Source organism: Delftia sp. CH05, from assembly GCF_009827015.1.
Classification (GTDB): Bacteria; Pseudomonadota; Gammaproteobacteria; order Burkholderiales; family Burkholderiaceae_C; genus Comamonas; species Comamonas tsuruhatensis.
Map to the genome: position 1 here is coordinate 35,843 of NZ_WUMG01000016.1, position 13,208 is coordinate 49,050.

The 13,208-nt window shown below is 69.4% G+C and carries 9 protein-coding genes; 3 read left to right on the forward strand and 6 right to left on the reverse strand.

Features of this window, described 5'->3' with window-relative positions:
- Nucleotides 1-168 precede the first annotated feature (168 nt).
- The gene (gene pdxR, locus GRX31_RS14775) at nucleotides 169-1,698 is read left to right on the forward strand and encodes a MocR-like pyridoxine biosynthesis transcription factor PdxR (RefSeq protein WP_160853319.1); all 1,530 of its coding nucleotides are present in this window, start codon (nucleotides 169-171) and stop codon (nucleotides 1,696-1,698) included.
- 47 nt (nucleotides 1,699-1,745) lie between these two features.
- Here pdxR and GRX31_RS14780 read toward each other — a convergent pair whose 3' ends face one another.
- Both GRX31_RS14780 and GRX31_RS14785 read right to left on the reverse strand, forming a co-directional pair.
- Complete coding sequence (locus tag GRX31_RS14780; protein WP_016450754.1) at nucleotides 1,746-3,188, reverse strand: amino acid permease; 1,443 nt, start codon at nucleotides 3,186-3,188, stop codon at nucleotides 1,746-1,748.
- Between the two features lie 124 nt (nucleotides 3,189-3,312).
- On the reverse strand, nucleotides 3,313-3,711 hold the full coding sequence (locus GRX31_RS14785) for a nuclear transport factor 2 family protein (protein WP_016450755.1): 399 nt from the start codon (nucleotides 3,709-3,711) through the stop codon (nucleotides 3,313-3,315).
- Between the two features lie 334 nt (nucleotides 3,712-4,045).
- Here GRX31_RS14785 and GRX31_RS14790 point away from each other — a divergent pair, with 334 nt between their 5' ends.
- Nucleotides 4,046-5,467, forward strand: a complete 1,422-nt coding sequence (locus tag GRX31_RS14790; RefSeq protein WP_160853321.1) for an NAD(P)/FAD-dependent oxidoreductase — start codon at nucleotides 4,046-4,048, stop codon at nucleotides 5,465-5,467.
- An 80-nt stretch (nucleotides 5,468-5,547) separates the two neighbouring features.
- Here GRX31_RS14790 and GRX31_RS14795 read toward each other — a convergent pair whose 3' ends face one another.
- Together GRX31_RS14795 and GRX31_RS14800 are read right to left on the reverse strand one after the other, a co-directional pair.
- On the reverse strand, nucleotides 5,548-5,949 hold the full coding sequence (locus tag GRX31_RS14795; RefSeq protein WP_034367729.1) for a group II truncated hemoglobin: 402 nt from the start codon (nucleotides 5,947-5,949) through the stop codon (nucleotides 5,548-5,550).
- Nucleotides 5,950-5,988: 39 nt separating this feature from the next.
- A complete protein-coding gene (locus GRX31_RS14800; protein WP_160853363.1) occupies nucleotides 5,989-7,503 on the reverse strand; it encodes an MFS transporter in 1,515 nt (504 codons plus the stop codon).
- Between the two features lie 205 nt (nucleotides 7,504-7,708).
- Here GRX31_RS14800 and GRX31_RS14805 point away from each other — a divergent pair, with 205 nt between their 5' ends.
- Nucleotides 7,709-8,590 carry a LysR family transcriptional regulator gene (locus GRX31_RS14805; protein ID WP_160853323.1) on the forward strand — a complete coding sequence of 294 codons (882 nt, stop codon included), beginning with the start codon at nucleotides 7,709-7,711 and terminating at the stop codon, nucleotides 8,588-8,590.
- A gap of 753 nt (nucleotides 8,591-9,343) precedes the next feature.
- Here GRX31_RS14805 and GRX31_RS14810 read toward each other — a convergent pair.
- Complete coding sequence (locus GRX31_RS14810; RefSeq protein WP_160853325.1) at nucleotides 9,344-11,878, reverse strand: ABC transporter permease; 2,535 nt, start codon at nucleotides 11,876-11,878, stop codon at nucleotides 9,344-9,346.
- An 84-nt stretch (nucleotides 11,879-11,962) separates the two neighbouring features.
- Nucleotides 11,963-13,183 (reverse strand): porin, encoded by a 1,221-nt coding sequence (locus tag GRX31_RS14815; protein WP_016450761.1) that lies wholly within the window; start codon nucleotides 13,181-13,183, stop codon nucleotides 11,963-11,965.
- Between the last annotated feature and the right edge of the window lie 25 nt (nucleotides 13,184-13,208).

Here is a 13,208-nt window from a genome sequence, read left to right on the forward strand (position 1 = left end):
ATATCAATTTCCGGCCTCTCCGCAAAAATTGCAACCATCGCAAACTCCTGGCCCCGTGGCGCACCGCGCTGGCCTATATTGGCCGGTCGCGGATGCAGGCCCTGCCCTGCACCTGCGCGGGAGACAAACACAGCGAGCGGCCCGCTGCAGCGGCGGGAACGACAAGACATGACAGACAACCGCGCGGCCACGCAGCCGCAACCGCCCGAGGGCGCCATGTGGGGGCAGCTGTTTCGCCGCAGCGCCCGCCCTGCCCTGAGCCTGCAGGGCCAGATCCGCGAGATGCTGGTCGATGCCATCCTCTCGGGCATCCTCGCACCCGGCGAATCCATTCCCTCCAGCCGCGAGCTGGCGCGCCACCTGGGCGTGGCACGCATCACCGTGGTGCTGGCCTACCAGCAGCTGGCCGAGGAAGCCTTTTTGCTGAGCCGCCAGCGCAAGGGCCACTTCATCCATCCCGACGTACTCAAGGGGCGCACGCCGGGCGGCGCTGCGGCCAGCAGCCCCCCTGGCGAAGGCCGCCGCACCGACTGGTCGCGGCGCCTGTGGCTGCTGCCCAGCCAGCAGCGCAGCATCGTCAAGGAAGAGGACTGGCAGCGCTACCCCTATCCCTTTCTGTATGGCCAGTTCGACAAGGAGCTGTTTCCCACGGCCGCCTGGCGCGAATGCTGCCTCAAGGCCCTGGGCGTGCTGGACATACGCCAGTGGGCGCCCGACCAGATCGCGCGCGACGACGAGATGCTGATCCAGCAGGTGCAGACCAAGATCCTGCCCAGGCGCGGCGTCTGGGCCTCGGCCGACGAGCTGATCATTACCGTGGGTGCGCAGCACGCCCTCTACATGGTGGCCGACCTGCTGATGCGCGAGGGCACGGCCGTGGGCATCGAGGAGCCCGGCTACCCCGACGCGCGCAACATCTTCAGCAGCCGCACTTCACAGGTCATCCCGCTGCCGGTGGACGGCCAGGGCCTGCCGGTCACGCCGCTGCTGCGCCAGCTGGACTACCTCTACGTGACGCCCAGCCACCAGTGCCCCACGGGCGTGACCATGCCGCTGGCCCGGCGCGAGGCGCTGCTGGAGATGGCCGAGGCGCACGACATCATCCTCATCGAGGACGACTACGAGAGCGAGAGCAGCTTCGACGGCCAGCCCATCCCGGCACTCAAGAGCCTGGACCGCAGCAACCGCGTGATCTACGTGGGCAGCCTGTCCAAGAGCCTGGCGCCGGGCCTGCGCGTGGGCTACATCGTGGCGGCGCCCGAGCTGATCCGCGAGCTGCGCGCACTGCGCCGGCTCATGATCCGCCACCCCGCCACCTTCGTGCAGCGCACGCTGGCCATGTTCATCTCCCTGGGCCACTACGAGGCCCAGCAGCGGCGCCTGGCCCAGGCGCAGAAGGAGCGGCACGCAGCCCTCACGGCCGCCATGGCCGAGCATGCGCCCGGCTGCCGCATCACGCCCGTGCGCGGCGGCGGCTCGTGCTGGGTGCAACTGCCCGACCACATTCCCGTCGATGCCCTGGCGCAGCGTGCCGCCGCGCACGGCGTGCTCATCGAGCCCGGCGATGTGTTCTTCGCCCGCCCGGGCACGCCCGGCAGCTACATGCGCATGGGCTACCAATCCATACCCGCCAACGACATCGGCCAGGGCGTGAAGGCCCTGGCCGATGCGATCCGTGAGGAGCAGCCCGAGAAGTAACGCCAGGAATGGCCGGGACCGGCCCTGCCGGTCCCGTCGCCCCTGGGTCAATACTTCTGCGGCTCGGGCCGCGCAGCCTCGGACAGCGATGTCACCACGGGCGCCACGCCGCGCTGCAGGAACTGCCGCACGGCGTAGGCCAGCAGCAAAATGCACAGGCTGGCCACGCCCAGCGCCAGCGGCGTGCGCTGCTCGGGGATGAAGGCCATGGCGATGACGATGGACAGCATGCCGAAGATGGCGAACCAGGTCAGGTACGGATAGCACCACATGCGCACCTTGAGCTGGTGGGGCGCCTCGCGCTCCAGCCGGGCGCGCAGGCGCAGCTGCGAGATGGCGATCAGGATGTAGACGAAGATCGCCACCGTGCCGTAGGAGTTGACCAGGAAGGCAAACACCTTGTCGGGCGACACATAGGACATCACCACGGCGCCGTAGCCGAACAGCGTGGCCACCAGGATGGCCCGCGTGGGCACGCCATTGCGGCTGACCTTGGCCAGCGCCTGGGGCGCGTCGCCGCGCCGCGTCAGCGCGAACAGCATGCGAGATGACGCATACAGCCCCGAGTTGAGCGCCGACAGCACGGCCGTCAGCACGATGGCATTCATGATCTGCGCGGCGGCCGGCACGCCCATGGTGTTGAGCGCGCTGACATACGGCGTGGCAATGCCGCCCGCATTCCAGGGCACCAGGCAGGCCACCAGGAAGATGGAGCCCACATAGAACACCAGCACGCGCGTGATCACCGAGTTGGTCGCCTTGGCCACGGCCTTCTGGGGCTCGGCCGTCTCGGCGGCGGCAATGGTCACGATCTCGGCGCCGAAGTAAAAGCCCGTGGCCGCCACCGCCCCGGTCAGCACGGGCACGATGCCGTTGGGCATGAAGCCGCCGTTGCCGGTGAGGTTGCCGAAGTGCATGCCCTGCGAGGCGGGCGTCAGGCCCAGCACGTAGACGCCGGCCACGAACAGGAAGACCACGATGGCCGCCACCTTGATGGAGGCGAACCAGAACTCGAACTCGCCAAAGGACTTGACCGACACCAGGTTGGTCAGCGTCAGCATCACCAGCAGCACCAGGCTGATGCTCCAGTTGGGCACATCGGGCAGCCAGTAGCGCACCAGGTCGGCTCCGGCCACGGCCTCCAGCGCCACGACGATGACCCAGAAGTACCAGTACATCCAGCCCGTCAGAAAGCCTGCCAGCCGGCCCACGCCGGGGCGGTCGCGCCAGGCCTCTCGCGCAAACTCGTAGAACGAGCCTCCCCCGGGCATGGAGCAGGCCAGCTCGCCCAGCATGCGCATGACCAGGACCACGAGCAGGCCCGTGATGAGGAAGGAAAGAATCGCGGCCGGCCCGGCCGACTTGATGACGACGCCGCTGCCCACGAACAGCCCGGCGCCGATGACGCCACCGAGGGCGATCATGGTCATGTGGCGTTCCTTGAGCCCGTGCGAAAGCCCCGGTGAAGAGGCGTGCTGATTTCCGATCATGTCTTGTCTCCTGTTTTATTCAGGCGCCACGGCTGATGCTCTGTTGTGGTGGCTGCGCAGGTGCGCGCCTTGCCGTGGCGTATCCGGTGTTCCCGGTGGCACGGGGCCGCAAGGCCCCGCGCCGTCAGGCGGCCGCCACCGGCGGGCGGTCCTTGCGGAAGGCGTTCTTCACGGCGATCTTTCCGTCCTTGAAGGTGAAGACATCCACCATGCGCGCTTCCACGCGCAGGCCGTCGGCCTTGGTGCCCTTGAAGGTGCTCTCGGACACGCCACGGTCGCCCTGCACGAAGTGGTCTCCATCGAGCCAGGCCGCATCGGGAAAGGCCTGCCAGGCCATCTGGAAGCCCTCGCGCACCGCCTGGCGGCCGATGAAGCTGCGGCCCATGAGGTCGGGGCCGGCCACGGCGTGGAACTCGCATTCATCGGCCATGAAGTCCATCAGGGCCTCGATGTCGTGGCGGTTCCAGGCCTCGGCGAAGCGGGCCAGGAACTGTGCGTCGGGAGGGTTGGTGTCTGCGCTCATGCTGTCTCCTTGTCTGTGGTGGGTCCCACGGCGCCGGGCCCGGGCAGGGCCGCCGCGCCGCGTCATCGAAATGTCGATGGGCCATGGTAGGTAGCAGGCACACGGACCCGTTAGAACCAGATGCCATCAATCGTTAGGTCCAGGCGCGCGCACCGGCCGCCGCTGGCTCTATCGAAAGCTGGGCTGTGGCGCTAACTGGCTCCATGGCCTGCTGGCTATGCTGATTCCATCGTCGGTGCACCGCCTTGCAGGGCTCGCCGGCACTGGCCCCATTCCACCGAATCCATAGCAAAAAGCGGCAGATCCCAAGCCGCCGCACCAGGAGACATCCGCCATGAAAGCCGAGGACATCCGCCCCAGCCACCTGCGTCCCTACGACCCTCAGTACGACCCGCTGGTGGCTGCCAACCCGGGCCACGGCACGGGCTATGCGCCCACCTACTGGGTCGGCACGGCGGGACGACCGCCAGACGATGACGGCCCGGTCACCGGCGACATGGACGTGGACGTGGCCATCGTCGGCTCGGGCTTCACGGGCCTGGCCACGGCGCTGTTCCTGGCGCGCGAGCACGGCATCCGCGCCGTGGTGCTGGATGCCAACCAGACCGCCTGGGGCTGCACCAGCCGCAATGGCGGCCAGGGCCAGAACGCCAGCGGGCGCCTGTACCGCTCGCAGTGGATCGCACGCTGGGGCAAGGACGTGGCGCTCAAGCTCGACGCCGAGATCCGCGAGGGCTTCCAGACCTTCAAGGACCTGGTGGCCGAATTCCCCGAGTGCGAGCCCCAGCCTGGCGGCCACCTCTACATCGCCCACCGCGAAAAGAAACTCGACTTCCTGCGCAACGAGACCCAGATCATGCGCGAGGTCTTCGGCTACGACGCCCGCATGCTCAGCCCCGAGGAGCTGCGCCGCGCCTATGTGAACGACGCCGACAGCCACGGCGCCATGCACGAGCCCGACGGCATCGGCGTGCACCCGCTCAAGCTGGCCTTCGGCTACCTGCGCAAGGCGCGGGAGCTGGGCGTCAAGGTGCACCCGGCCAGCCCGGTGCTGGGCGTCGAGACGCGCAACGGCGTGCACCACCTGCGCACGCCCGGCGGCACCGTGCGGGCGCGCGCCGTGGGCTTTGCCACGGGCGGCTACACCAGCAACGCCCTGCATGGCAGCCTGCGCTCCAAGATCATGCCCATCCTCTCGAACTCGCTGGTCACGCGACCGCTGACCGAGCAGGAGCTGGAGGCCACGGGCTTCAAGACCACCCAGGTCATCACCGACACCCGCACGCTGCGCTTTTACTACCGCCGCCTGCCCGACAACCGCGTGCAGATCGGCAGCCGCAGCGCCGTCACGGGTGCCGATGCGCCCAACCCCATCCACATGGCCAAGCTGGTGGACGGCCTGCACCGCAAGTTCCCGGCGCTCAAGGGCATCACCATCGACTACTCCTGGTGGGGCTGGGTCGATGTGAGCCACGACATGATGCCGCGCGTCTTCCAGCCCGATCCGGCCCAGAGCATCTTCTACGCCGTGGGCTATGGCGGCAACGGCGTCTCCTTCTCGGCCCACGCGGGCCGGCGCATGGCCGAGCGCATCGCAGGCCGCCAGAGCAAGACCTTCGAGCTGCCCATCTACAACTCGGAGCTGGAGTATCCGAACGTCTTCAACATGGTGCGCTCGCCCGCGTTTGCGCCGTTTCGCCGGTTGGGGCAGCGGTTCCTGTACCACTGGTACTACATGCGCGACGAAAAGCTCTGAACCCCAACCGATTGCTGCTTGGGCCGGCCTCCTGCAGGGGGCCGGCCCTTTTTTTCAGCAGCGCCGGGGGCAGCCACCTGCTACCGGTTCCGCATCCAGTCGGCCGTGTTCATGAAGCTGGCCTTGAGGCGCACGCGCAAATCCTCGGGCACGCCGGTCTCGCCCATGGCCTGGTCCATGCAGGCCACCCATTGGTCGCGTTCCAGGATGCCGATGGAAAACGGCATGTGGCGCATGCGCAGGCGCGGATGGCCGAAGCGCTCCTGGTAATGGTCCGGGCCGCCCAGCCAGCCGCACAGGAACCAGAACAGCTTCTGGCGCGCATCGGCCAGGGTGCTGCCGTGGGCGGCACGCAGTTCGGCATAGCCGGGCTCCAGGTCCATCAGATCGTAGAAACGGTCCACCAGGGCCTGCACCCTGGGCTCGCCGCCGATCCATTCATAGGGGGTCTGGGGCGCGTTGTTCTGGGATTCCTCGGACATGACTGGAAGCGGCTGGCGGCTGAGTGAAACCCGCGATTGTCAGGCATGTGCCATGTCCGTGCTTGCGTGCGTGCCGGCCCGCAAGAAGGCATACACGCCCAGCGCCGTCAGCACGGTGATGCCGGCCAGCACATCGAGCAAGGTGGAAAAGGCCTGGCCATACGCGGCCAGCACGGCCGATGCAGGCAGGCCGGGCAGCAGCGACAGCGCGCCGGCGAGATCGCCCGTCACCAGCAACTGTGCGGCCGGGCCGGTGGCCGCCAGCGCCTGCGGCGCCAGTGGTGCAGCCAGTGCCGACAGCCGCCATGACAGCAGCGCCGCCAGGCCCGCGCCCACCAACGCCAGCGCAATGCCCTCGCCCGCCACGCGCACCGTGCTGAAGATGCCCGTGGCCATGCCGGCGCGCTCGCTGGGCACCACGCTCACGGCCAGGCCATCCATCAAGCCCCAGGGCAGCCCGATACCCAGGCCGATCAGCAGCAGCGGGGGCGCCATCTGCACAAAAGCCGTGCCCGGCGCGCACCCGCCCAGCCACAGCAGGCCCGCAGCGCACACCAGCAACCCCGCCAGGCACAGCAGCGCGGCCGAGATCCAGCGCGTGAGCCAGCCCGCCAGCAACGGCACGAACAGCATGGGCAGGGACAGCACAAACATCAGCTGCCCCGCCTGCAGCGGCGCCATGCCCTCCACGCCGATGAAGCGCACCGGCAGCAGCACCAGCAGCACCACGAAGGCATAGGCCGGCGCACCCGCCAGCAACTGCACGCCCACGAAACGCGGATAGCGAAACAGCGACAGGTCCAGCATGGGCTGCCCCGTGCGCTGCTGCACGCGCCGCTCCACGGCCACGAAAGCGGCCAGCGCCAGCGCGGCGCCGGCCAGCGGCAGCAGCGTTGCAGCGCTGGACCAGCCCGCCTCCGGCCCCTGCAGCACGCCCCAGGTCAGCAGCGCCAGGGCTGCGGTGAACAGCAGCGCGCCGGCCCGGTCCAGCCGCTGCGCCTTCGGGTTGCGCGACTGCGGCATGCAGCGCAGCCCCAGCACCAGCGCGGCCAGCGCCACGGCGGCCACGCAAAGCACCACGCCGCGCCAGCCCGCCACGCCCAGCAACCAGCCCGACAGCAACGGCCCGAAGGCCAGGCCCACGCCAAACGACGTGCCCACGCCACTGAAGGCACGCATGCGCCCCGCTCCATCGAACACCTGGGCCAGCGCCGCCGTGCCGCCCGCCAGCGCGGCCGCCGCGCCCAGGCCCTGCAGCGCACGCAGCAGGTTAAACACGACAATGGCCCCCTGCCCGCCCAGGCAGGCCTGGGCCAGCGCACTGGCCAGCACCACGCCCAGCCCGGTCAGGAAAACTCGCCGCCGCCCGTGCAGATCGGCCAGCGCGCCGGCCGCCATCAGCGTGGCGCCAAAGCTCAGCATGAAGGCATTCGTCACCCAGTTGAGCGCCAGCGGCCCGCCGCCCAGCGCCTCGCGCAGCGCAGCCAGCGCCACGGCCGGGCCGGTAAAGCTCAGCGGCATCGCCAGCGCTGCAAGGCACACCGACAACAGCACCCAGACCGGGGATGCATGCGGTCGCGCTGTACCGTGGAGCGCACCCGGTGCGCGGGAAGAAGTCAGGCAGGAGGACATGGTTGGCAAGGCTTTCGCAATTTCCCGGCCGCACATGGCCAGGCATGCATGAACGATAAAAGCGCTGCAATGCCGTGAAAATAGGCGCCAGACTCCCCACACTCCCAACCCCAGGTTGGCAATCGACATGGACAGCTTCAGCGGACTCGAATCCTTTGTGCGTGCAGCCGACCTGCTGAGCTTTGCCGAGGCCGGGCGCGCCCTGGGCATCTCGGCCTCGGCCGTAGGCAAGAACGTGGCGCGGCTGGAACAGCAGCTGGGCCTGCGCCTGTTCCAGCGCACCACGCGCCAGGTACGCCTCACGCAGGAAGGCGCACTGTTCCATGAGCGCTGCCGCCGCATCCTGGATGAACTGCACGATGCGCGCGCCACCATGCAGGCCGCCGCCGAGGCGCCGCGCGGGCGGCTGCGCGTGAGCCTGCCCACCATCGGCTACCGCTTCCTGCTGCCCGTGCTGCCCGAGTTCCAGGCCCTGTACCCGGAGGTTGACCTGGACCTGGACTTCAACGATCACCTGGTGGACGTGGTCGAGGCCGGCCTGGACGTGGTCATCCGCAGCGGCGAACTGGCCGACTCGCGCCTGGTCGCGCGCCGGCTGGGGCCGTTCCGCTTCATCCTGGCCGGCTCGCCCGCCTACCTGGCGGCACGAGGCATACCGCAATCCCCCGCCGAACTGGCACAGCACAGCTGCCTGCGCTACCGCTTCCTGAGCAGCGGCAAGCTGGAGGAATGGGTGCTGCCCGGCATGCCGCCCCACCTGCCCTCCGCCCTGGTCTGCAACAACATGGAAGCCATGCTGGGCGCGGCCGTGGCGGGCATGGGGCTGGCCTATATGCCGGACTTCCTGGCGCGGGATGCACTGGGGCGTGGCGAGCTGCAGCGGGTGCTGGCGGAGGACCTGACGCACACGGGGCAGTTTTCGGCGCTGTGGGCGTCGAGTCGGCAGTTGTCGCCTAAGGTGAGGGCGTTTGTGGATTTTGTGGGGGAGAGGCTGTTCAAGGAGTCTTGAACGGGGCCGTCCCCTGCTGTTGCTCGTTCTTGTCCCTGCTGTTGCTCGTTTCTGCCCCTGCCGGGTGGTTGTTTTTCGAGGCCGGGTTTCGGCCCGGCAGCCGACTGCCCTTTCTTGATTCGCCAAGAAAGGTCAGATCAAAGAAGGCGACCCGAATGTCCGCGACCCTCCGCTTCGCTGCGGGCAACCTGCGTCGTGGCAGTTGCGGGGTTCGCCGTGAAACTCTCTTCGCGCTGCGCGCTACGTTCAAACATCACGGCGAGTCAGATCACGAAGCAGTCCTGTCCTTCGGCAGGACTGCAACCCCGCAACCACCACGCCGCAGGCGCTGACATACGGGGAGTTTGCCCGGGCCTTCGCTTCGCTCGGCCCCTGGTTTGAAGCCGAACGCAGTGATGGCGCCGGCTGTTGGCTGTTGGCTGTTGGCTGTTCCCCAGCCTCCCCCCCTTCTGTCCACGCCTGCGTTGGGCGGGATGCGGGGTGGCAGCCCTGCCGAAGGACAGGGCTGCTTCGTCATCTGACTTGCCGCAGTTGTTTGAGCGAAGCGCGCCAGCGCGCAGCGAGTTCTGCGGCACACCCCGCATCCCGCCCAACGCAGGTCGCCCGCAGCGAAGCGAAGGGTCGTGGGCAGTGCGGGGCGCGCTTCTTTGCCTACTTTCTTATCGCGCGATAAGAAAGTAGGTCGGCCGCCGGGCCGAACCCCGGCCTCGAAAAACAACCACCCGGCAGGGGCAAAAAACAGAACCCAAAGACCTACTCAGCCACATGCCTCAACGTATCCATCACCGGCCTCCTCAACACCTCCCGCAACGCCCACCACCCCGCCATCCAGGCCAGCAAGGCCCCGGCAACGGCCCCCGCCAGCGGAGCCCACCAGGGCACGGTCCAGTTGAACTCGAACACCCAGCGCGCCAGGGCCCAGCCCACGGCCCCCGCCGCACAACTGGCCAGGAAACCCGCCAGCAGGCCCACGCCAGCCAGCTCGGCGCGCTGCACCTGCGCCAGCAGCCGCGCCTGGGCACCGACGGCGCGCATGATGGCGTACTCGCGGGCGCGCTCCTCGCGCGTGGCGGTGACGGCGGCGAAGAGCACGACCAGGCCGGCTGCCAGGGTGAAGCCGAAGAGGAATTCCACCGCGCGTATCACCTGGTCCAGCACGCGCTGCACCTGGGCCAGCGTGGTGCTCAGGTCCACGTTGGTGATGTTGGGAAACTCGCGCACCAGGGCGTTGTCGAAGCCCGCCACGTCGGGCGCGCGGTAGGCGGCCAGGTAGCTGACGGCCACGTCGTCCAGGTGGTCCACGGGATAGATCACGAAGAAGTTGGCCCGCATCGATCCCCAGTCCACCTTGCGCAGGCTGGTGATGCGCGCCTCGCTGGGCACGCCGCCCACGTCGAAGCCCAGCGTGTCGCCGAGCTTGAGGCCCAGGGTCTCGGCAATGCCGTCCTCCACGCTGATCTCACCCTTGGCACCAGGCGTCCAGGTGCCCGCCGTGATCAGGTTGTGTGCGGGCGCCTGCGCCGTGGTGGAGAGATTGAACTCCCGGTCCACCAGGCGCTTGGCACGGTCTTCGCTGAAGTCGTCGGGGCTGACCGGCTTGCCGTTGACGGTGACCAGACGCCCCCGGATCATGGGGAACCAGTCATAGGAGGTGACGCCAGCCTTGTCCAGCGCCGCGCGGAAACCGTCGGCCTGCTCGGGCTGCACGTTGATGACGAAGCGGTTGGGCGCATTGGCCGGCGTGGCCTGGCGCCAGCTGCCGATGAGGTCGGTGCGCAGCAGCACCAGCAGCATGAGCGCCAGCAGCCCCACGGCCAGGCTGCTGATCTGCACCACGGCATAGGCGGGGCGCGCGGCGATCTGGCGCGTGGCCAGCACCAGCCAGCGCGGCGCCGTGCTCTCGTGTACCAGGCGGCGCAGCACCTGCACGGCCAGCCAGCCCAGGGCCGCGAACAGCAGCACGGCCACGGCAAAGCCGCCCACGGCGATCAGGCCCAGCTTGATGTCGCGGCTGGCCGCCAGCAGCAACGCCGCAAAGCCTGCCACGCCCACAGCCAGCACCACCACCGAGGCAGGCTTGAGCGCGCCCAGGTCGCGGCGCATGACGCGCAGCGGCGGCACGCGCGCCAGTTGCAGCACGGGCGGCAGGCCAAAGGCCAGCAGCAGGGTCAGCCCCATGCCCACGCCAAAGGCGGCAGGCCACAGGCCCGGTGCGGGCAAGGCGGTTTCCACCAGCCCGGCCAGCAGCAGCACGAAGACATGGTGGATGGCCCAGCCCAGCAGCACGCCAGCGGCGCTGGAGGCCAGGCCGACCAGCACGAACTCCACGGTGTAGGCGCCCGCGATGCGCCGCTGGCTCTGGCCGAGCACGCGCAGCATGGCCGAGGCGTCGAGGTGGCTGTTGGCAAAGCCGCGCGCAGCCAGGGCCACGGCCACGGCCGACAGCAGCGCCGCCAGCAGGGCGACCAGGCTCAGGAATTTCTCGGCGCGGTCCAGCGTCTGGCGCATCTCGGGGCGGCCGCTGTCCAGCGACTCCACGCGCACGCCATGCACGCCGGGCGCCTTGGCCTGCTGCTCGGCCCAGACGCGGTAGCGCTGCACGGCCGCCTCGGAGCCATCACCCGCGCCGGCCACGGCCAGGCGGTAGGTGATGCGGCTGGCCGGCTGCACCAGGCCTGTGGCGGCAAGGTCGGCGGAGGTGATCATCACGCGCGGCGCAAAGTTCATGAAGCCTGCGCCCCGGTCGGGCTCGATGGAGATGATGCGCGCCACGCGCAGTTGGGCGTCGCCCAGCAGCAGCATGTCCCCCACGCCTATGCCCAGCGACTCCAGCAGCGGCGCATCGACCCAGGCCTCGCCCCGCGCCGGTATCTCGCGCGTGGCCCGGTCGGCCGCGCCGGGGGCATCGGCCACGCGCAGGCTGCCGCGCAGCGGATAACCTTCGGGCACGCTCTTGAGCGCCACCAAGCGGCTCATGCCGCCTTGCGCGTCGCTGGCGCGCGCCATGGTCGGGAAGCTGGATGTCTCCAGGGCCTGCAGCCCTTCGGCGCGTGCGCGCTCGGCAAAGGCCGGCGCCGTGGGGTTGTCGCCGACCACGACCACGTCGCCGCCCAGCAGCTGGCGCGCATCGCGCTGCAGCCCCGCCTGCAGCCGGTCGGCAAAAAAGCCCACCGAACTGAGCGCGGCCACGGCCAGCATCACGGCGACGATCAACAGGCGCAACTCGCCCGCGCGCAGGTCGCGCCACAGGGTGCGCCAACCCAAGGTCCATGCAGAAGATCCATTCATGCCGCGCAGATTAGCGCAGGCGAAGATGGGCACCCGGGCGCCACGGCTATTGGCACGGCCGTTCAGAACGATTGGCCCAGCCGTTCAGAACATCAGCCGCAGGCCCAGGTCCAGCCCGAGCGCGCCGGCCGGCTGCATGCCGCCCGTGGTCAGGTAGCCGGGCTGGGGCAGGATGGCCGGGTTGCTGACCACCAGCGGCGTCACGCCCATCACGCCCGGGTTGTTGCGCCCGTTGCCCACGCTGATGCGCGACACCGTGGCGTACAGCGCCGTGCGTTTGGACAGCGGGTGCACATAGCCCAGGGCGAGCTTGTTCACCGAGGAATCGCCGTCGGCCAGGCCCTGGCCATTCCTGAACTGCACACGTGCATAGGAGGCGCGCAGCGCCCCCTGACCCACGGGGATGTTCACGCCGGCCAGCACGCCCAGGTAGCGGTCGTTGATGGCGGCCAGCGTGCCGGCGTCGCGCCGCTCATTGCGCACGCCGGACCATTCGCCAAACAGCTTGACCGGGCCGAAGTCATAGGAGCCGCCCAGGTTCAGCGAGCGGATCTTTTCCGCGCCGGCGCCCGAGGTGCCCAGGGTGTTCTCGCCATAGCCCAGCGCCACATCGGCCGCCCCCATGGCCCAGCCGATGCGGGCACCCGCGTAGCGCCCCCGCTTCGAGCTGTTCTCGGGGAAGGCGTACATGGCCTGCCCGTAGACGCCGCCCAGGCCCGGCGGCAGGAAATAGCCGATGGAATTGCCTGCGCGCAGATAGGTGTCCGTGCCCGCCGACAGCCCGCCGCCCAGCAGGCCGCCCGTGGCCAGCGCGCGGGCGATGGCCAGGTTGCTGTTGACCACGGCGATCAGGTTGGTGCCCACGCCGTTGACGGTGAAGGGGTCGAAGGCCCAGTCGTTCAGAAACGAAGGCGTGTGGTCGCGCCCCATGCGCAGCTCGCCCAGGCGCCCGGACAGGCTGATGGTGGCGCGCCGCCCGAAGTTGAGCGCGCCGCCGCCCGTGTCATTGGCCACCGGCGCCTCCAGCCACAGGCCGGCCATGAGGCCGCCGCCCAGGTCCTCGCTGGCGCGTATGCCGATGCGGCTGGCCAGGTTGCCCGAAGGCGACAGCGCCCAGGTGCTTTGCCGCGCCGAGCGCGCGGGGCCCGCGTCCCAGGATTCGCTGCGCACGCTGTAGCGGCTGATGCCGGCGTCCATCACGCCGAACAGCGTGACCGAGGTGGGCGCCTGGGCGGCGGCCGCGCCTGTCAGACACAGCAGGCCCAGCGCGTGCAGGCCGCAGGGATGGGGGTGAAGTCGGGGCATGGGGGTCTCCTGTTCATCGTGGGGG